This window comes from Veillonella sp. R32 (assembly GCF_010093125.1).
GTDB lineage: Bacteria > Bacillota > Negativicutes > Veillonellales > Veillonellaceae > Veillonella_A.
The window spans coordinates 25,100-45,495 of sequence record NZ_NMZQ01000048.1; the positions used below are offsets into that span (position 1 = coordinate 25,100).

Annotated in this window: 17 protein-coding genes, 1 tRNA gene, 1 other RNA gene and 1 other annotated feature; of the genes, 16 read left to right on the forward strand and 3 right to left on the reverse strand. The window is 39.7% G+C overall.

From position 1 onward, the window contains the following. The first annotated feature begins 4 nt into the window (after positions 1 to 4). From VER_RS09505 to smpB, 14 genes are all read left to right on the forward strand, one after another. The gene (locus tag VER_RS09505) at positions 5 to 2,461 is read left to right on the forward strand and encodes an ATP-dependent Clp protease ATP-binding subunit (RefSeq protein WP_162100588.1); all 2,457 of its coding nucleotides are present in this window, start codon (positions 5 to 7) and stop codon (positions 2,459 to 2,461) included. A 175-nt stretch (positions 2,462 to 2,636) separates the two neighbouring features. Continuing rightward, the gene (gene radA, locus VER_RS09510) at positions 2,637 to 4,013 is read left to right on the forward strand and encodes a DNA repair protein RadA (protein WP_162100589.1); all 1,377 of its coding nucleotides are present in this window, start codon (positions 2,637 to 2,639) and stop codon (positions 4,011 to 4,013) included. A gap of 82 nt (positions 4,014 to 4,095) precedes the next feature. Next, positions 4,096 to 5,253: a PIN/TRAM domain-containing protein gene (locus VER_RS09515; RefSeq protein ID WP_162100590.1), complete on the forward strand. Its 1,158-nt coding sequence runs from the start codon at positions 4,096 to 4,098 to the stop codon at positions 5,251 to 5,253. Beyond that, on the forward strand, positions 5,250 to 6,413 hold the full coding sequence (gene ispD / locus VER_RS09520; RefSeq protein WP_162100591.1) for a 2-C-methyl-D-erythritol 4-phosphate cytidylyltransferase: 1,164 nt from the start codon (positions 5,250 to 5,252) through the stop codon (positions 6,411 to 6,413). The genes VER_RS09515 and ispD overlap by 4 nt, the downstream gene beginning before the upstream one ends. 60 nt (positions 6,414 to 6,473) lie before the next feature. Further along, positions 6,474 to 7,946 (forward strand): glutamate--tRNA ligase, encoded by a 1,473-nt coding sequence (gltX, locus tag VER_RS09525; protein WP_162100592.1) that lies wholly within the window; start codon positions 6,474 to 6,476, stop codon positions 7,944 to 7,946. Positions 7,947 to 8,000: 54 nt separating this feature from the next. After that, positions 8,001 to 9,221 (forward strand): peptidase T, encoded by a 1,221-nt coding sequence (gene pepT, locus VER_RS09530; protein ID WP_162100593.1) that lies wholly within the window; start codon positions 8,001 to 8,003, stop codon positions 9,219 to 9,221. Between the two features lie 128 nt (positions 9,222 to 9,349). Then, positions 9,350 to 9,554: a binding site (T-box leader), on the forward strand. Between the two features lie 49 nt (positions 9,555 to 9,603). Further along, positions 9,604 to 11,058 (forward strand): cysteine--tRNA ligase, encoded by a 1,455-nt coding sequence (gene cysS, locus VER_RS09535; protein WP_162100594.1) that lies wholly within the window; start codon positions 9,604 to 9,606, stop codon positions 11,056 to 11,058. Then, on the forward strand, positions 11,048 to 11,512 hold the full coding sequence (locus VER_RS09540; RefSeq protein ID WP_162100595.1) for a Mini-ribonuclease 3: 465 nt from the start codon (positions 11,048 to 11,050) through the stop codon (positions 11,510 to 11,512). The genes cysS and VER_RS09540 overlap by 11 nt, the downstream gene beginning before the upstream one ends. Before the next feature lie 16 nt (positions 11,513 to 11,528). Then, positions 11,529 to 12,257, forward strand: coding sequence for a 23S rRNA (guanosine(2251)-2'-O)-methyltransferase RlmB (gene rlmB, locus VER_RS09545; RefSeq protein WP_162100596.1), 729 nt, complete (start codon positions 11,529 to 11,531; stop codon positions 12,255 to 12,257). A 12-nt stretch (positions 12,258 to 12,269) separates the two neighbouring features. Beyond that, the gene (locus tag VER_RS09550; protein ID WP_162100597.1) at positions 12,270 to 12,806 is read left to right on the forward strand and encodes an NYN domain-containing protein; all 537 of its coding nucleotides are present in this window, start codon (positions 12,270 to 12,272) and stop codon (positions 12,804 to 12,806) included. An 80-nt stretch (positions 12,807 to 12,886) separates the two neighbouring features. Beyond that, entirely contained in the window at positions 12,887 to 13,558 is a 672-nt protein-coding gene (gene sigH, locus VER_RS09555; protein WP_162100598.1) for an RNA polymerase sporulation sigma factor SigH, read from the forward strand. Between the two features lie 14 nt (positions 13,559 to 13,572). Continuing rightward, a complete protein-coding gene (gene secG, locus VER_RS09560) occupies positions 13,573 to 13,809 on the forward strand; it encodes a preprotein translocase subunit SecG (RefSeq protein WP_115311069.1) in 237 nt (78 codons plus the stop codon). 54 nt (positions 13,810 to 13,863) lie between these two features. Continuing rightward, a complete protein-coding gene (gene rnr / locus VER_RS09565; RefSeq protein WP_162100618.1) occupies positions 13,864 to 16,248 on the forward strand; it encodes a ribonuclease R in 2,385 nt (794 codons plus the stop codon). Between the two features lie 21 nt (positions 16,249 to 16,269). Then, positions 16,270 to 16,749 carry an SsrA-binding protein SmpB gene (gene smpB / locus VER_RS09570; RefSeq protein WP_162100599.1) on the forward strand — a complete coding sequence of 160 codons (480 nt, stop codon included), beginning with the start codon at positions 16,270 to 16,272 and terminating at the stop codon, positions 16,747 to 16,749. A gap of 120 nt (positions 16,750 to 16,869) precedes the next feature. On the opposite strand, the gene ssrA is transcribed toward smpB, so the two are convergent. Then, positions 16,870 to 17,213, reverse strand: a transfer-messenger RNA (tmRNA) gene (gene ssrA, locus VER_RS09575). 175 nt (positions 17,214 to 17,388) lie between these two features. On the opposite strand from ssrA, the gene VER_RS09580 reads away from it, so the two are divergent. After that, a tRNA-Leu gene (locus VER_RS09580) sits at positions 17,389 to 17,472 on the forward strand. A gap of 94 nt (positions 17,473 to 17,566) precedes the next feature. Here the strand turns inward: VER_RS09580 and VER_RS09585 are convergent. Further along, positions 17,567 to 18,595: a YeiH family protein gene (locus tag VER_RS09585; protein ID WP_162100600.1), complete on the reverse strand. Its 1,029-nt coding sequence runs from the start codon at positions 18,593 to 18,595 to the stop codon at positions 17,567 to 17,569. A 446-nt stretch (positions 18,596 to 19,041) separates the two neighbouring features. Between VER_RS09585 and VER_RS09590 the strand changes: the two genes are divergently transcribed. Beyond that, entirely contained in the window at positions 19,042 to 19,596 is a 555-nt protein-coding gene (locus VER_RS09590) for a DUF1440 domain-containing protein (protein ID WP_162100601.1), read from the forward strand. 127 nt (positions 19,597 to 19,723) lie between these two features. On the opposite strand, the gene VER_RS09595 is transcribed toward VER_RS09590, so the two are convergent. Then, a complete protein-coding gene (locus tag VER_RS09595) occupies positions 19,724 to 20,128 on the reverse strand; it encodes a ferritin family protein (protein WP_162100602.1) in 405 nt (134 codons plus the stop codon). Between the last annotated feature and the right edge of the window lie 268 nt (positions 20,129 to 20,396).

The window sequence follows — 20,396 nt, forward strand, 5'->3', positions numbered from 1 at the left end:
TTATATGTTTGAACGTTTTACAGACGGTGCGCAACGAGCTCTAGGCATTGCGCAAGAAAAAGCAAAGGAATTTGGCCACGATTATGTGGGCACTGAACATTTGCTATTAGGTTTATTGGAAGAATCCAATAGTGTAGCTTCTAAAGCCTTACATTCGTTAGGTTTGGAAGATAAAGCCACGGAAGACGCTGTAGTGTCTGCTGTTGGCCGTGGCAATAGTCGTGGTAATGAATTATACATTACACCACGGACTAAACGTGTGCTACAGTTAGCCGTAGAAATTGCTAATCAGATGCAGCACAACTATGTAGGGGCTGAACATTTATTGCTTGGCATTTTACAAGATGGTGGTGGCGTAGCTGTTAGTGTTCTACAAGAATTCGGTATTCGTAGCTCTGACGTAGTAAAGGCAATTAACAGCATTTACGGTTCGGAACAAAATGGTGGTGAAGGGGCTACTGGTAGCGCTAATGGGGCTAACAGTGCAAATAGTAATTTAGGTGATTTAAAAGATTTTGCTACTGATTTGAATGAACTAGCTAAACAAGGTAAGATTGACCCTGTTATTGGTCGTGATACGGAAATTAACCGTGTTATCCAGATTTTGAGTCGTCGTACTAAGAATAATCCAGTATTAATTGGTGAGCCAGGGGTTGGTAAAACAGCCATTGCTGAAGGTTTAGCCCAGCGGATTGTCAATCAAAATGTGCCTGAAATTTTACGGAATAAACGTATTATTTCTTTAAGTTTGACGGCTATGTTAGCAGGCGCTAAGTATCGTGGTGAATTTGAAGAACGTCTTAAAAAAGCCATTGATGAAGTGCAGAAACACGATGATATGATTATTTTCATCGATGAAATCCATACCTTAGTAGGGGCTGGTGCTTCTGAAGGCGCTATGGATGCAGCTAATATTTTGAAACCTGCCTTGGCGCGCGGTACCTTCCAGGTCATTGGGGCTACCACCTTAGATGAATATAAGAAACACATTGAAAAGGATGCTGCTTTGGAACGTCGTTTCCAACCAGTGTTAGTAGGGGAACCAAACGAAGAAGATGCTCTTGAAATCTTAAAAGGTTTGCGTGACCGTTACGAAGCGTTCCACAAGGCTAAGATTACCGATGCAGCCTTAAAAGCAGCTGTCGAATTATCTAACCGTTATATTTCGGATCGTTTCTTGCCAGATAAAGCCATTGACGTTATGGATGAAGCCGCTTCTAAAGTACGAATGAAAGTCTTTACAGCACCACCTGATGTTAAAGATTTAGAAAAACGCTTGGCCGATGTGCGGAAAGAAAAAGAAGCTGCTGTAACTGGTCAAAATTACGAAGAAGCGGCTAAACTTCGTGATGAAGAAAAGAAATTAACGGAAGAAATTGAAGCTAAACAGGCACAACGCAGTAAAGAAGATGAGGAAAAACTCGTTGTTACTGAAGATGACATTGCGGCCGTTGTAGCAGAATGGAGCGGTGTACCAGTTGCTAAGATTGCTGAAGAAGAATCTCAGCGTTTACTACGCCTTGAAGATGAACTTCATGAACGGGTAGTCGGTCAAGACGAAGCAGTAGTGGCTGTTGCCAAAGCAGTTCGTCGTGCCCGGGCAGGCTTAAAGGATCCAAAACGTCCTATCGGTTCCTTCCTCTTCTTGGGACCAACTGGTGTTGGTAAAACTGAATTGGCTCGTTCTTTGGCAGCCAACCTCTTTGGCGATGAAAATGCAATGATTCGTTTGGATATGTCCGAATATATGGAAAAACATACCGTATCTCGTTTAGTTGGGGCGCCTCCAGGATATGTAGGGTATGATGAAGGCGGTCAGTTAACCGATGCAGTACGTCGTAAACCATATAGTGTTATCCTCTTTGACGAAGTGGAAAAAGCACATCCTGATTTCTTTAACATCTTACTTCAAGTATTGGATGATGGTCGTTTAACGGATAACCAAGGTCGTACCGTAGATTTCCGCAATACTGTTATTATTATGACAAGTAACTTAGGTTCCAAGTTCTTGAAAGAAGATAGCGCGGCTATGGGCTTCTTAGCAGCTAAGAACAAAGAGGATGCTAAGAAAAATGAAGCAGATACCTTTGCAGAAGCTAAGAAGAATACGTTGGCTGCTGTTAAACAGCACTTCCGCCCTGAGTTCTTGAACCGTATTGATGAAATGGTTGTGTTCCATCCATTAACTGGTGAAGATTTAGGTAAGATTGTAAATATCTTGCTTAAAGATGTTACGAAACGTCTTGCTGAACGGGAATTAACGTTAGAAGTAACGCCAGAAGCACTTGATGTACTCGTCAAAGAAGGGTCTGACTTTGCTTATGGTGCTCGTCCTTTGAAACGTGCTATTCAACGTTTGATTGAAGATCCAATTTCTGATTTAATCTTAAAAGGCGATGCTCATGAAGGTTCGGTTATTAAGGCTGAAGTAGTAGATGGTGACATCACTATGGTAGTATAATCACCACGAGGTTGCTAAGTGCGACTATAGGTCACAGTTAGAACCATGAAAGTATAAATTTTCTCCTCTGTTTGCAGGATATTGCACTTAAAATCACGAATACTAATTAAATGGTGTTCGTGATTTTTTTTGTCTAAAATGAGTTCAAAATTTTGAAAATTAGAAGGATTATATAATGGCTAAAGTAAAAACAGTTTATTTTTGTAATAATTGTGGTGCTGAATCGGCCCGTTGGCTGGGTAAATGTCCACAATGTGGTGAGTGGAATACGCTAGTTGAAGAGGTGGTACGCCCTACTAGTACTAAAGGGGCCGCCGCTTATGCACCCGTAGACCGCTCGGCTACAAAGCCAGTCGCTTTATCTGAGATTAAAACAGAAGATTCGCCTCGTATGTCCACTGGCTATGATGAGATTGATCGTGTGTTAGGTGGTGGTATTGTACCAGGGGCGTTGATGTTATTAGGGGGCGATCCAGGTATTGGGAAATCCACTATATTGTTACAAGTATCGGGGCGCATTGCTGATCGGTTTGGCAAAGTACTATATGCATCAGGGGAAGAATCACAGATGCAGTTAAAGCTGCGAGCCGAACGTTTAGGGATTGAAGGTAATCAGTTAGCCGTTATGGCCGATACGAATTTAGATTCTATTTTACAAGAAGCTTCGCAACACAAACCGGCCTTATTAGTGATTGATTCAATTCAAACAATGTTTACAGATGCTTTAGATTCTACGCCTGGTAGTGTAGGGCAAGTTCGTGAATGTACGGCTCGCTTATTGCGATTTGCTAAAGAACAGGGCGTACCCGTTATTATCATTGGCCATGTTACGAAGGATGGGAATATTGCAGGCCCTCGTATGTTAGAGCATATGGTAGATGTGGTACTATATTTTGAAGGGGAACGATCGTATCAATTCCGTATTTTGCGGGGCATTAAGAATCGCTTTGGCTCTACTTCAGAATCAGGTTTATTTGTGATGGAAGAGGAAGGGTTAGCTGAATTAGTAAATCCTTCTGCCACGCTATTAGCTGAACGAACTGAAGAAGAAACTGGCTCGGCTGTAATGGCGTATTTAGAAGGGATTCGGCCTATTTTAGTAGAGGTACAAAGCTTAGTGTCCACTACGGCTTTTGGCATGCCTCGTCGTACCTCTATTGGCTATGATTTAAATCGCCTCATTATTCTGTTAGCGGTTTTAGAAAAACGCTGTGGCTTAACTTTAGGCAATAAAGATGTATATGTCAATGTTATTGGTGGCTTAAAAGTGAATGAACCAGCCTGTGATTTGTCGGTAGCTGTGGCCATTGTTTCTAATTTAAAAAATCGGCCTGTTCCAGCGGATATGGTAATTCTTGGCGAAGTGGGGCTTACTGGTAATATTCGCAGTATTCCTCGCATTGAACAGCGCATTGCTGAAGCTGCTAAGATGGGCTTTACACGCTTTGTTGTGCCCGCTGGTAATAGTAAGCAAGTTAAAACGAATCGCAAGGGTATTTCTATACATGGCGTAACAACTGTTCAAGAAGCGATGCAACTTGTTTTTGGGTAAATAAAAATTTTATGCAGAACTTTATGATTTATTTATCATTTTAATGTACAATAGAAGAGTATGAGGAAAGGAGGTGAAATAGATGATATATAAAATTCTACGTTATGTCATAGCCTTATTGGTAGGTATTATGGGATATATGTTGACGGATAGTTTTATGCCAGTTTGGGAACCAATTATTGATGTACAGTTCTGGACTATGGGTTTCTTTGGCATTTCCATTATTAAAATTTTAGCCTTGGCCCTTGGCGGTGTAGTAGGTGCTGTTATTGGTTTCTTCATTGCTATGCCAATTATTAACCAAGGTTTGCGTTTAGCTAAAAATATGGAACGTCTTTTATCACGCGTACCTAATCAAGAATTAATGGCCGGCACAGCCGGATTACTCTTTGGACTCATAATAGCAAATCTTATTGGCTTGGCATTTTATCGCGTACCACTTATTGGTTCGTATATTCCTATTATTTTAAGTGCTATTTTTGGTTATATTGGCATGCGTTTAGCATCCCGTAAAGGGCCTGAGCTCTATGCTAATTGGCTTCAAAATCGTGCTATGGTAAAGGATAAAAAGAAAGAAACTGCTACGAAAGGCACGGATGTGCCAGCGCCTGTGACTGTTTCTGATTTTGAATCGATTTCGGTAGCTAAATTGTTAGATACGTCAGTTATTATTGATGGACGCATTGCAGAATTATGTGCGACGGGCTTTTTAGAAGGACCATTGGTAGTACCTTTATTTGTCCTTGAAGAGTTACAGCACATTTCAGACTCCGCTGATGTATTGAAACGTAATCGTGGTCGTCGTGGCTTAGATATTTTGCAGGGATTACAGCAAAAAGAACTCATCGATATTAAAGTCATTGATGATGATTTTGAAGATATTACCGAAGTAGACTCTAAATTGATGCGTTTAGCCTTAGATAAAAAATGGAAAATTGTGACTAACGATTTTAACCTTAATAAAGTAGCTAGTTTACAAGGTATTGAAGTATTGAATTTGAATGACTTAGCCAATGCTTTGAAACCAGCCATGATTCCTGGTGAATGGATTCGTGTACAAGTCATTAAAGAAGGTAAAGAAGATAATCAAGGGGTAGCGTATTTAGATGATGGGACGATGATCGTCATCGAAAATGGGGCTCAGTATGTAGATACCTCTATTGATGTAATGGTAACGTCTGTATTGCAAACTAGTGCAGGACGAATGATTTTTGCGAAGGCGAAAGGAACTAAAGAATGATTAGTTGTATTTTATTGGCTGCTGGAGCAGGTAAGCGAATGCAATGTGAAGCAAATAAAATCTTTTTACGCTTAGGTTCCTATTCTGTTTTGCAATGGAATCTGCGTCATTTAGCACAGGTAGCGGATGTAACGGAAGTTGTTATTGTGGTAGCTGATGGTGAAGTGGACGCTATTCAAAAGGAAGTGGCTTCCTTACCAGATTTACCTTGGCAGCCTATGTTGGTATTAGGTGGTGCTGAGCGCCAAGACTCCGTTGTAGCCGGTACACAAGCTGTTAGTGACAAGGCGGATATTATCCTTGTCCATGATGGAGCACGTCCTATGGCTAAACCGGCTTTGTTTACGGCGGTAGCTGAAGCGGCCCAGCAATACGGTGCTGCCGTAGCGGCCGTGCCAGTGGTGGATACGATTAAGCAAGTTAAGGCGGATCAAACGGTAGTTAAGACGCTTACGCGTAGTGAGTTGTATGCTGTACAGACGCCCCAAGGTTTTAGACGGTCTTGGCTCATAGAAGCACAAGAATATGCGCGTAAAACTCAATTTGTTGGCACTGATGATGTTTCGCTTGTAGAACATCAAGGTAAACCAGTGCATATTGTAAGCAGTGATTATACAAACTGTAAGCTCACAACGCCAGCTGATATTGTGAAAGCAAAACAGTATTTAGGAGTGACAGAACCTATGATGCGAGTAGGCTTTGGCTACGATGTACATCGTTTTAAAACTGGTCGCCCTTGCATTTTAGGGGGCGTTCAAATTGAAAGTGAAATAGGTCCTGATGGACATAGTGATGCGGATGTGTTAATTCATGCCCTCATGGATGCTTTATTAGGTGCTGCTGGCTTGCCAGATATTGGCTATTGGTTTCCACCAGAAGATGAAGCCTTTAAAGGGGCTTCTAGTATGGAATTATTGAAGCAAGTGGTAACCCTACTACACGAAAAAGGATTTAAGGCGTATAATGTAGATGTTATGGTAATAGCGGAAGCCCCTAAATTAAAGCCTCATATTAGTGCGATGAAGGCAAATCTAGCAGGCGTATTAGGCATTGGCGAAGATTTTATTAGCGTCAAAGCAACGACTCATGAAAAGTTAGGTGCCTTTGGACGTTTAGAAGGCTTAGCGGCTCAAGCTGTAGCTACATTGTATACTGTATGAGTAACAATGAATTAAATATATACAAATATATAAGATATAAGTAAAGGAGTGGATATATACATGGCAAAGATGAAGGTTCGTTTTGCGCCAAGTCCAACTGGCCCGTTTCATATTGGCGGTGCTCGTTCGGCATTGTTTAACTGGTTATTAGCACGTAAAGAAGGGGGTACTTTCTTATTACGTATTGAAGATACCGATTTAGCTCGTTCCACTCGTGAAAGTGAAGAAAATATCAAAGCCGCCCTTAAATGGCTAGGCATGGATTGGGATGAAGGTATCGACGTAGGCGGTGACAATGGTCCATACCGTCAGACCGAACGGTTAGATATTTATAAAGAAGTGACGGAGCGTCTTATTAAGGAAGGTAAAGCGTATCGTTGCTATTGCTCTGAAGAAGAATTAGAAACAGAACGGCAAGCTCAGTTAGACCGCGGTGAAACACCAAAATATAATGGTCATTGCAGTCATTTAACGGACGAACAAATAGCAGCTTATGAACAAGAAGGCCGTAAATATACGGTTCGTTTGCGTGTGCCATTAAATCAAACTTTTGCCTTTGATGATATGGTTCGTGGTCATGTATCCTTTGAATCTAATGGGGTGGGTGACTTTGTAATCGTTAAGTCCGATGGCATTCCTGTATATAATTATGCCGTTGTGATTGATGATCATACCATGGGCATTACCCATGTAATTCGGGCGGAAGAACACCTTTCTAATACGCCACGGCAAATTGCAATTTATAATGCGCTTGGTTGGGAGGTACCAACCTTTGGTCACATCTCCTTAATTCTTGGTAAAGATTACAAGAAAATGAGTAAACGTCATGGTGCGACATCTGTTGATCAATATCGTCAATTAGGGTATTTACCAGATGCCATTGATAATTTCTTAGCTTTGTTGGGCTGGGCTCCAGAAGGGGAACAAGAATTATTTACTAAGGATGAATTAATTCAGAACTTCTCCATGGATCGGGTGGCTAAAAATCCAGCTGTGTTTGATATTGATAAATTAAACTGGATTAACTTCAACTATATGAAAAATTTAAGCGATGAAGCTTTGTATGAATTGTGCTTGCCTCATTTACAAGAAGCAGGCTATGCATCGGCAAGTCCTGATGCTACTGAAAAGGCAAAACTTATCATGCTTTGCGTATGTTTAAAAGACCATATTAGTTTTGGTGCACAGATTAAAGAAGAAGCTAAGTTAATCTTTGACGATACCTTTGCCTTTGATGAAGCTCATGCAGAAGATATTCAGGCTGTATTAGCTGAAGAATCCTGCCTAACTGTGCTCAAAGCATTCCGTGAAGCGGTGGCTGGGCTAGAAGAAATTACGCCAGAGGTAGTGAAAGCAACCATTAAAGGCATTATGAAAGAAACTAAACTAAAAGGCAAATTTGTATTTATGCCAATTCGTATTGCCACTACTGGCCAAATGCATGGTCCTGATTTGAATTATATTATTACTTTATTCGGCAAGGAAAAAACATTAGCTCGTTTAGATGAAACAATTAGTAAGATTTCTGCTTAATTGCGTGGGGGCATAGTTAAGGAGTTATATATTGTTTTATTAAGGAGGATTATTATGGAAACAATGGTTGAACGCTTTTTACGCTACACTAAGACAAATACCCGCTCTAATGAAGCGGCTACGACAGTACCAAGCACTGATACTCAAGTAGCGTTTGCTAAGGTACTCGCTGCTGATTTAAAAGAAATTGGCTTAGAAGGCGTAAAAATCAACGAAAATAATGGCTTTGTTATTGGTGCGTTACCTGCCAATACGGAGGAAAAAGTACCTGCCATTGGCTTTATTGCTCATATGGATACAGCGGATTATAATGCTGAAAATATTACCCCACGGATTATTGAAAACTATGATGGCGCCGATATTCTCCTTAATAAAGATAAAAATTTGTATAGCCGTGTAGCTGATTTTCCAAATTTAGTAAATTATAAAGGGCAAACATTAATTGTTACAGATGGGACAACCTTACTCGGTGGCGATGACAAAGCAGGTATTGTGGAAATTATGGAAGCCCTTCGTTATTTGAAAGAACACCCAGAAGTAAAACATGGTTTAATTATGTGTGCCTTTGGTCCTGATGAAGAAATTGGTCGTGGTGCTGATTTATTTGATGTAAAGGATTTTCCAGTAGATTTTGCGTATACTATTGATGGTACTCGTTTAGGTGAATTAGAATATGAAACCTTTAATGCCTGTGCTGCCACAGTTGAGCTTCACGGGGTTTCGGTACATCCAGGATCTGCTAAAAATACCATGATTAACTGCAATAAGTTAGCTATGGAATTTGACCGTTTGTTGCCACAAGCAACCGTGCCAGAATTAACTGAAGATTATGAAGGCTTCATCATGCTATCCAGTAATGAAACGGGCGTTGAATCAGGGACTATGAAATACATTATTCGTGATCATGACCGTGCTTTCTTTGAAAGTAAAAAGAAGTTATTTGAATTAGCCGCTAAAGTTTTAAATGAACGATATGGCCGTGAAGTAGTGACATTAACGTTAAAAGATAGCTATTATAATATGTATGATGTCATTAAGGATCATATGGAATGTGTAGAGGTTGCGAAAGCAGCTATGGAACAAGCAGGGGTGAAACCATTGATTCAACCTATTCGTGGCGGTACCGATGGGTCGAAAATTTCCTTTATGGGCATTCCTACGCCTAATTTATTTACCGGTGTAGAAAACTTGCATGGTCCTCATGAATTTGCATGCGTAGAACATATGCAATTAGCGGTTAAGACGATTATTAATATTGCTTCGGTAACAAAATAATTAATAGCTGTTAGATTAATTGAACACTATTTAATTTTGCTGTAATAATTCCTATCGACTTAGGGGTAAGACATTGACTTTAACAAGGTTTCATGCTATTATACTCTATATATCGATAAAAATTGTTATTAAAGACGATGAACGAAATAAGTACTTTGTGACTAGCTTTACAGCGAGAACTAAATGGTGGAAGGGTTCAGGTGTAGCCAAGGGAAATGCATTCGGGAGTTGATAGATTGAAAGCAGTAGGTCTATTCGGTCACGCCCGTTATGCGTTTGAGTGAGTGCTACATAGGACTTAACAGAGTGGAACCGCGGGCCACCGTCTCTGTAATGAGATGGTGGCTTTTTATATTTTTATGGAAGAGAGGCATCGGTAGCGATGAGAGAAATTAAAGTATTCAATACGATGACAAGAGAGAAAGAAGTATTCAAACCAGTAAAGGAGGGAGAAGCTAAGATTTACGTATGTGGTGTTACACCATATAATCATCCTCATATTGGGAATGCTCGCCCTTTTGTTACTTGGGATGTCATTCGTCGCTATTTGACTCATATTGGGTATAAAGTAACGTATGTACAGAACTTTACCGATGTGGATGACAAGATTATTAACACGTCTAATGGGGAAGGTGTATCTTGGGATACCATTGCTAATCGTTATATCGATTCTTACTTTGATGTGATGGATGCCCTTCATGTACGTCATGCTGATGTATATCCAAGAGTATCAGAACACATTGAAGAAATCGTAGCGATGATTGCCACCCTTATTGAAAAAGGCTTTGCTTATGAGCTTGATGGCGACGTATATTATAGTGTAGAAAAATTTGCTGATTATGGTAAATTATCAGGTCGTACATTAGAAGATATGGAAGCGGGCGCTCGCGTTGATGTGGATGATCGTAAACATAATCCAATGGACTTTGCTCTTTGGAAGAGTGCTAAGCCAGGCGAACCGTATTGGGAAAGTCCATGGGGGCATGGCCGTCCAGGTTGGCATATTGAATGTTCCACAATGAGTAATAAATACTTAGGCGAAGAATTTGACTTCCATGGTGGTGGTAGTGATTTAATTTTCCCACATCATGAAAATGAAATTGCCCAGTCAGAAGGCTGCACCGGTCATCATCCAGCTGTACGCTATTGGTTACATAATGGTTTTATTACAATTAACCAAGAAAAAATGAGTAAATCTTTAAATAACTTCTTCTTAGTGAAAGATATTTTAGAAGAATATAGTCCAGATGCACTTCGCTATTTCTTGTTAAGTACTCATTATCGTAGCCCATTAGATTTTAGCGATGAACGCTTAGAAGAAGCCAATAAGTCCTTAGAACGCATGACTACAGCTATTGAAAACCTTCTTTATTTAGAAAATCAAGAAGAAGGGGATTGCGATGAAGAGGCAAAAGCTTTATTAGAGAATGCTCGTAAATATGCGGCTGAATTTGAAGATGCTATGGCTGATGATTTTAATACGTCCTTAGCTGGGGCCCCTATGTTTGGTTTAGCTAAAGAAATCAACATTTATTATCAAGCCGTGCAAAACTGCAATGGTAAAGTATGTCATAAAACATTAGATGAAGTGAAATCCATCTTTAAAATGATGACTGATATTCTCGGTATTTTAGAACAAGCTTGGGAAGGGCCTAACGCTGGTGCTGGTGCTGAAGAATATGAACAATTGATGCAGGTTATTTTAAATGTTCGTCAAAACTGTCGCGATCGTAAACTTTGGGATTTAGCGGATGCTATTCGTGATGAATTAGCTAATATTGGTGTAGTGATTGAAGATTCGCCACAAGGGGCACGGTGGAAGAAACGTGAACTTTAAGCGCTATCAATTCTTACGGGCTACGGCCATTGAAAAGTTAAAAGCTATAAAAGAGCATGAGGGAAATACAACAGCAGGTGCTGAGGATTCCCTCATGCTTGCCTATATAGGCGATGCTGTGTACTCTTTATTCGTTCGCGAGCGAATGACGGAAGCGGGCATTATGAAAGTACAAGTGTTGCATAATTTAGTCACTGAGTGTATTTGTGCTAAAGCACAGGCCAAAGTATTACAAGCTTGGGACGAAGCACAAGTATTGACGGAGGCAGAACAGCAAGTGTCTAAACGAGCTCGTAATAGTAATGTACATGTACCTAAAAGTGCAACGGTGCAAGAATATAGAGCGAGTACCGCCTTTGAAGCCGTTTTAGGCTATTTGTATCGAACGGGCCAAACCGAACGATTAGAGATTTTAATGGCAAAGGCATTTCAATATACTTTAGATTTGATGTAAGAGGAGACTGAATACCATGAGTGATTATATTGTAGGTCGCAATGCTGTGCGTGAAGCGTTAAAAGCAAATCGTACGATTCAGCGCCTTTTTATTACCAATGATAAAGTACAAGGGTCTTTGAAAGAAATTGTGGGGATGGCGAAAGCTGAGGGCATTGAAATTCGACGAGTAGGGGATAATCAATTAGCTAAATACGCCAATGGCGTGGTCCATCAAGGTGTTGTAGCTTTAGCTGCGCAAGTGAAATTTGCTCAATTAGAAGACGTATTGGCGTCTTGGCCGAAGGATAAAGCACCTATTTTAGTATTACTTGATGGGATTGAAGACCCTCACAATATGGGAGCTATTATCCGTACGGCTGAATGCTGTGGTGCAACGGCTGTTTTAATTCCCAAACGCCATACGGCGCCGATTAATGCAACCGTAGCTAAAACTTCAGCAGGTGCTTTAGAATGTATTCCTTTAGTACAGGTTGGCAATGTAGCCCAGACCATTGAAGACTTAAAAAAACAAGGCTTTTGGGTATTAGGGGCTCACATGGAAGGACAACAAACTCTATATGAAGCGGATTTAACGATCCCTTTAGTGCTGGTTATTGGTAATGAAGGGAAAGGCTTAAGCCGCTTGACCAAAGAACGGTGTGACTTTTTAGTGACCATTCCTATGTATGGCCAACTTAATTCTTTGAATGCATCAGTGGCAGCTGCTATTTTACTCTATGAAGCGGTACGACAACGGCAATAACGAGGTCTTAAGATGAAAGAAGACATTTTAATTGTAGACGGCTACAATGTCATTTTTGCATGGCCTGAGCTGAAGAAAATTAGTAAAAGTTCCCTAGAACATGCCCGGTCGCGCATAAAGAGCATATTGCAAAACTATGGTAAGCATAAAGGCTATCGAGTTATTTTAGTATTTGATGGTAAATTTGCAAATCCAGGGAGTGCGGATACGTATATGACTGACGATTTTTTAGAAGTATATACGGCTGATGGTGAAACGGCAGACTCTTATATTGAGCGCACCGTATTTACTTTTAAAAACGCCTATGCTAATGTGTATGTGTGCACCTCTGACTATGCGGAACAGAGCCAAGTGTTAGGCTTTGGGGCACTGCGCATTTCAGCCCGTGAATTGAAAGCCCAAGTGGCACGGGCGAAATTAGATGAACAGCGTTACTATAAGGGTTTGCATGAACGTGATAGTTTACGTTTGCAGCGCAATGAAGTGGGGCATCAACTGGATGGCGAAGTAGCTACCCAATGGGAAAGCTTGCGACGAGGCAATAAATAGCCTTGCAGAACTGGGGTCTATCAAGTATAATGAAAGATACATTAGTAATGTTCTGCTAGAACAGGAGAGTGGAGGCTGGCATGTGCGTTAATCAACGCTTGAATGACGAGTACCGTCGCTATGTAGATTTATCCGATGAGGAAATTTGTAAATTAGCACAAGAGCAAGATGACCACTTAGCGGTGGATTATCTAGTGGATAAATATAAAAACTTTGTACGTGCCAAAGCTCGGTCTTATTTTTTAATTGGTGCGGATAAAGAAGACATCATTCAAGAAGGAATGATTGGTCTGTATAAAGCAACACGTGACTTTAAAGGTGATCGGTTAGCTTCCTTTAAGGCCTTTGCGGAGCTCTGTGTAACTCGTCAGATTATTACGGCCATTAAGACGGCAACACGACAGAAACATATTCCTCTCAATTCGTATATTTCTTTGAATAAACCAATTTATACGGATGAAGCGGAACGAACCTTGATGGATGTTCTCATTGAAGGGCAAGGTACTGATCCTGAAGAGCTATTCATTAATCGGGAGGAATTTTCCGATATTGAAGAAAAGATGGGATCTATTTTGAGTGATTTAGAAGGCAAAGTCTTGATGGGATATTTAGATGGTAAATCCTATAATGAAATTGCTGCTGAATATAATCGAAGTGTTAAATCTATTGATAATGCATTACAACGAGTGAAACGAAAATTAGAAAAATATTTAGAACATCGTAGTAACTTAGCAAAAAAGAATGAGCCATAGGAAGGATGACAATTGTGAGAAATTTCTTGATGTTTGCAGAAGTGGTAGTAGCTATTTTATTGATTTTGGTGGTTGTATTACAATCGAGTAAGAGTGCTGGTATGGGCGGTGCCGTTAGTGGTGCAGCTGATTCCGTATTTGGTGGTAAAGCCCGTGGTATTGATGGGTTGTTATCGAAATGCACTATCGTATTGGGCATTCTTTTTGCCATCTTAAGCTTATTCTTAGGAATCTACTTAAATCAATATTAATGGGAGCCTGCCTTGTGCAGGCTTTTTTGGTAGAGGTAAGAAACTATGGAAGATATGAAAAACAAAATTCTAGCATTTTTTAAAGCCATTAGTCCGGAAGCCTATCATATTGAAGATGCGGCCTATATTTTAGGTATTAAAGGGGCCGATGAATTAGAAACTTTCATGAGTCAGGTAAAAGCACTGGCTGAAGCGGGTTTGTTAGTTAAGCGAAGTGGAGACTATTATAAGTTGACAGCGCCTACTTCGACAGCTATAGTTGATAAAAAGCAAGGAAACACCGTAACTGGTACTTATAAGAGCTTGCGTAATGGTCGTGGTCTGGTTGTAGATGAAACAGGAACTCATGAAGTGGCTATTGGTCCTGATGATCGCAATGGAGCTATGCATAATGATAAAGTAGTGGCTCATATATTCCGTTTTGGCCGTGTAGGGGAACAGCGACCAGAGGGGCGTGTTGAGAAAATAATTGAACATGTAAATACGAGTATTGTTGGCACTTATGATCGACAACGTCAATTCGGTTTTGTTACGCCTGATGATGAACGATTAGGTGATGATATTTATGTGGCCTTACCAGACTCTTTAGAAGCTCGCAGTGGGGCTAAAGTATTGGTTGAGATTACAGCTTGGCCAGATGCGAAAGGTCGACAACCGGAAGGGAAAATTACGCAAATATTAGGGTATACTGGTGACGTGGGCGTAGATATTAATTGCATTATGGCGGCCCATAAGATTCCCTTTGCGTTTCCCGAATCTGTTTTAGATGAAGCCAAACAGGTTAATTTTGAGGTAGCTGTAACGGGCAAACGTCTTGACTTGCGAGATGTGCCCATGATTACCATTGATGGTGAAGATGCTAAAGATTTAGACGATGCTGTAAGTTGTAAACAGTTGGCCAATGGACACTATCAATTAGGCGTTCACATTGCCGATGTAAGTCATTATGTAAGAGGCAATACAGCTATTGATAAGGAAGCCTATAAACGGGGGACTAGCGTGTATTTAGTAGACCGTGTGGTACCTATGTTACCAACGGTATTGTCCAATGGCATTTGTAGCTTAAATGCTAAGGAAGACCGTTATGCTATGAGTTGTATTATGGAGATTAACCATGCAGGCAAAGTGGTTGATTTTACCATTAGTCCATCAGTAATTCAGGTAGATCGTCGTTGTAGCTATCCTGAAATATATAAAGCTTTAGAAGAAGAGATTATTCCTGATGATTTATTACCACTTATGCCAATGGTACATGAATTACATGAAGTGGCTAAAATTTTAATTACTATGCGTGAAAAATCAGGTGCCATTTCTTTTGAATTTCCAGAGTATAAGATTTTATTAGCCAATGATGGTACACCACTTAAGATTGTTCGTAAAGACCGTACAATTGCGGAAAAAATTATTGAAGCATGTATGTTGATTGCGAATGAAACGGTAGCAAAATATTTGCGTGATTCAGGAAAACCTGCTATCTATCGTATTCATGAACAACCAAGTGAAGAAAAATTACAAGCCTTGCAAACGGTGGTAACCTATTTAGGCAAACCTTTCCACTTAGCCGAAGGCGCAGTCGAACCAAAAGATATTCAGCAATTCTTAGATAGCTTGGCAGGCACTGATGTAGAACAAATTGCGCAGATTATGACATTACGGTCCATGCAACAAGCTCGTTATTCGTCAGTGAATGTGGGGCACTTTGGTTTGGCCTCGGCTTGTTATACTCATTTTACTTCACCAATACGTCGTTATCCTGATTTAATTGTTCATCGCCTCTTGAAAAAGCGGTTACATTGGCCAGATGGGTATAGTAAGTACGATGATTCAGAAGAATACTTAGCTACCGCTGCAGACCATTGCTCTTTACAAGAACAAGTGGCAGTGGCTGCTGAACGAGATACTAATGATCTAAAAAAAGTTCAATATATGGAACCTTATGTGGGCGAAGTTTTCGATGGCAAGATTAGCTCTATTACTTCCTTTGGGATGTTTGTAGAGCTTGATAATGGCATTGATGGCCTAGTTCACATTGCTACGATGGATGATGATTATTATTTCTTTGACGAAGAGCACTTCTTATTAGTTGGGCGGCGCACTGGTCGGACTTATCATTTAGGGGAAGCTGTGAAAGTGACACTGATTAAAGCTGATAAGGATAAAAAGCAAATAGACTTCCTATTAGGTGAAATAGACGCCGCCACATTGATTCAAAAATCATTGCGTAGTCGAAATCGTTTAAGTGGGAGTAGTCAATTCAGTAGCAATCGTAGTATTAGTGGTAAAGACCGCAAGCGTAAGTCAAGTTCTTCGGCAGGCAAGCAAAAGAGCCGTAAAAAATTGGCACGAGATTCTTTTGGTAAAGTAGCTAAAAAAACAAAGGCTAAAAAGCAAGGTAAAAAAGGTAGTAAAAGCAAGAAAAAAGGCAGTAAAAAGAAATAGTAATAGTTGAGGAGGAACGTAGTGAGTAAGGCAAAAAAAGATAGTAGTAGTTTAATTGCTGATAATCGCAAAGCGCGCCATGATTATCATATACATGAAACCTTTGAAGCAGGGATTGCCCTGACCGGCACGGAAGTAAAATCGATTCGTCAGGGTCGATTGAATTTAAAGGATAGTTACTGTGCCATTCAAAATGGTGAATTGTTCTTGTTTCAAGCGCATATTAGTCCCTATGAACAAGGTAATCAATTTAATCATGAGCCTATGAGAACGCGAAAGTTATTAATGCATCGTAGTGAAATTAATCGTTTATTAGGGCAAGTAAAGGAAAAAGGATTTTCTTTGGTGCCACTAAATTTCCATTTTGCTCATGGTTTAATTAAAGTGACAGTAGGCCTAGTGACAGGTAAGAAAAATTACGATAAGCGCCAAGATATTGCCGATCGTGATGCACAACGAGATATTCGTCGTCGTATGAAAGAGCAGAGACGAGATTATTAACGTAAAAGGGAGCATAGGAGAAGATAAAAGTAGGGGTTATAGGGAATTTAAAACTATTTGAAACATAAAAAAGGCAGTAGGAGCTAGTCGATGACTATTTCCTACTGCCTATATTAGTTGTGGTGGAGACGAGGGGAATCGAACCCCTGTCCAAAAGCGTTGCCCCATAGACTTCTCCGAGTGCAGTCGCTGTTTTAGAGTCTTAGTTAGCTATTGTACAACGACAAACTACACTAACCCAGCTCAGAAGTTTAACCTAATTTACTTGAGCATATAAATTAGGCGAGCCCGTAGTTTGACGCCTTATCCCTGCTCACGGGCAGAGCAAGGTAAGACGTAGCTTATGCAGCTAATGCAAAGTTTTCTTTTGCGTTTAATTTAAAAGTTCCACCGTTTTACGGCCTCATGGAACGCCGACTCGCTATCTATGATACACGCACCCCTGTCGAAACCATTACGTCCCCAAGTGTGTGTACAATCTATAATTGTGTGTATGATTATAGATCTTGTGTGTATAGGTGTACATATAATTATAAACAACCGTGGTAAGAGTGTCAAATGACAACTATAAAAATAAATTTGAAAAAGTGTATTGACATGATTGTAAAGTTTGCGTATAATAACTATTGTTCCGAACGTGCCGGAGTGGCGGAATGGCAGACGCACTTGACTCAAAATCAAGCGGGTAACACCGTGTGGGTTCAAGTCCCACCTCCGGCACCAGTCTTGAGAGTTGCTTGATTGTAGTAGCTTTCAAAAAGACCATCAAATCTTATGAAATAGGTTTGATGGTCTTTTTTTGTTTTTTCTAGGTCATTTACCAGATACCCAGGAGATATTGTAAAAGTAAGGATGTTATGGTGATGCTGAGCCAACATAAAAAGCCTATGAATAGAGGTGTAACACCGCTCCGGATTAATTTTAATATATCCGTATTAAGGCCGATGGCGACCATAGCAATGACGATAAAGAATTTAGACAAAGTTTTCAGAGGGCTAAAAACTTCCGTTGGAATGCCCATAGTTAGGGCTAGGGTCGTTAATAAGCTGGCACCAATAAAGTATAAAATAAACACAGGAAATACCTTGCGGATGCTTGGTGTGGTTGAGGTAGTTGGTGTTTTACTAGCTATTATATAGGCTAGTAGTAAGGTAATGGGAATAATAGCTAAAGTTCGCGTTAGCTTTACGGTAACAGCTTTATCTAACGTTTCAGAACCTAGGTTAAACATACTATCCCAGGTAGCAGCGGTAGCCGTAACGGAAGACGTATCATTAACGGCAGTACCAGCAAATAGACCAAAAGCTTCACCTGATGAGGGAGAAAGACCGAGGTATACACCGAGGGTGGGAAATAAGAGCGCAGCCATCACATTAAAAAAGAAAATGACTGAAATCGCTTGGGCAATCTCCTTGTCATCAGCCTTTATAATGGGGGCCGTAGCAGCAATGGCTGAGCCACCACAAATGGAAGAACCTACACCGATTAAAGTCGCCATAGTACTATTGATTGATAGATAGCGATAACAGAGATACGCTACCAGTAAAGCCACAGTAATGGTACAAATGATGATGGGGAGTGATTGAAGGCCTGTTTCTAGGACGATTCGTAGATTTAGACCAAAGCCTAAGAGGATAACGGCGTATTGTAAAATTTTTTTACTGGCGTAGGATATGCCTTTGGTAAATGGGCCCCGCTTGAAGGGGAACTGACCTATGAGCATACCTATTAAAATTGCTATTACAGGGCCTCCAATTAAAGGAAATTGTTGCCCTAGTAAATGGCTAGGGATGGCTAAGCCGATACAAAGAATTAAACCGAGTCTTTCTTGTTGTAACCATTTCATACACAAACCCTCCAAATTGTCACAATAAGACTACTATACAGACATTGGTAATAATTTGTATTTATTTTATCATAAATCATTTTAAAAATTTAGTTGAAAATAGAAATATAACATAAAATTTAGTTAAATCTACTAAAATTCACCTTAAAATTAAAAATTAAACTAGGTAATCTTTGATTATATAGTTAATTTTCTCTTATATTCTTAATTCCTTTATAATTAATATGAATTTAAGTAGTCTGGCTACGATGAAGAAATGATTGAAATTGATTGAATTTGAATAAAAGTGATGACAAATGATGAGGTTAGTGATAAAATACAAGTCTGAATAAAAGTACCTACTTATATTTTTATGAAGTAGGCACTTTTAGGCTAGTTAGTTTACCCTTTGGTAAACGACAGCTGTGTAGGTCTAAAAAGAATGTTGTAAGAAAGGGGGCTTTGTGATGAATGTAGGTTTTAATTACATCACAGAACCAGGCCGACGCCGTGTAGGGTTATCCATTGTAATCGGTATTATTGTAGGTATTATTGGTGCTATTGCTAAATGGGGGTGGGAAGTACCATTTCCGCCACGTGATCCTAATGTATTTTGGCCACTAGGCGCTATGGAACGTGTAACACCACCTAAAGTTTTGTTAGATATGTTCCATGCACCAGATTTGTCATATACGTTTTCTGGCATTCATTTACCATTGGATGTATTTATTGTTCACGTATTATTCTCTGTAGTTTTCGGTATTATGTATTGTGTAATTGCTGAATATTGGCCCCGTGTTAAAATGTGGCAAGGTTGTGTATTCGGCTTTTTCACATATTTATTTGCCCATGTTATTGTTATGCCTTTGATGGGCTTAGTACCACCATTGCCTCAGATTCCATTTGATGAAAATCTTTCTGAATTATTTGGTCATCTATGGTGGTTATGGATTATGGAAGTTGCTCGCCGTGATTTACGTAATCGTATGACGGGTGAATTAGATCCTGAAAAATACGTATAACTGTTTATATGGTATAGCACAGTTTAAACATGGTGTTATATCATCACTAAACCCTGCATAATGACAAAAGGGCTGTAACCCTAATGCTGGATTGACTCCGCATTGTGTTACAGCCCTTTATTTTGTACTATTTACCATATTTTTCAAATAAAGCTTTTAACAGCTTGCCATGATTGACTTCTTGTTTAGCAATGATATTCATATGATCAGCCGCTGCCGTAAGGCCGGCTGTTCGTAACTCGGTAGCTCGCTCGTCGAGGCGATCGCCAGCTTGTTCTTCTAGTTGTTGAATTTGTTTGGCTACTTCCCAGAAGTCTGGCTTTTGTTCACCATTACAAAGTGCATAAAAGCCGGCGTGTTCTGCTTCTTGTACAGCGATTTCATGGAAGATAGCAGCTACATCTTCTAAGCCTTGTTCTTTAGCCAAAAGATATAAAGTCATATAAACGCGAGTACCATATAACTCGGCCTCCACGCCACCTTTAAAAATTTCTTCAAATTTAGTGCCTTTTGTTACATTGTAAAAACTCATAGAGTCCTCCTAAAAATAACGGTATAAAAAAAGATAATACGCAATAAAATGATATAGTTATATTGTTAATTTGCTATTATTACTATATTTTTCGATTTATGGTACTTAGTATACCAATAAATATAATTTTTGTCAATTAAATTGTATAAAATATTTATACAAGAAAAAGCCATTAAATATTGATAGAATGGTATTTTTAATATTGACAATTAGCTTATTTTTCGCTAAACTGAGAAGTGGTACTAGAGTTTTCAATTCGGTTTTCGTG